This window comes from Pseudomonas sp. HY13-MNA-CIBAN-0226 (genome assembly GCF_040310305.1).
In the GTDB taxonomy this organism is placed as follows: Bacteria; Pseudomonadota; Gammaproteobacteria; order Pseudomonadales; family Pseudomonadaceae; genus Aquipseudomonas; species Aquipseudomonas gregormendelii.
Map to the genome: position 1 here is coordinate 1 of NZ_JBEOPS010000474.1, position 250 is coordinate 250.

Sequence of the window (250 nt, forward strand, 5' to 3'; positions counted from 1 at the left end):
CCGCCAACACCGCGCCGTCACTGCCGGCCAGTTGGCGCGCCAGGCCAAGCAGGTCGCGGTCGTGGCTGCTCAGGCGGCCGCCGACCATGTCTGGCACCACGTTGATGTAGAACGCCGGGACCGGCACCTGATGCAGCGGCAATTGCACTTCCACCGCCGCGGTACGCTTGGCTGCGCCGCCCTGCTGGGCACCGCTGCGGTCGATGCGCTTGATGCCGTTGGGGCCGATAAAACCGACACCATGCACGTT

General features: G+C 68.4%; 1 pseudogene. It reads right to left on the reverse strand.

The features are described 5' to 3' along the window. Positions 1 to 250: pseudogene (locus AAEZ05_RS29565) on the reverse strand (electron transfer flavoprotein subunit alpha/FixB family protein); the annotation flags it as partial.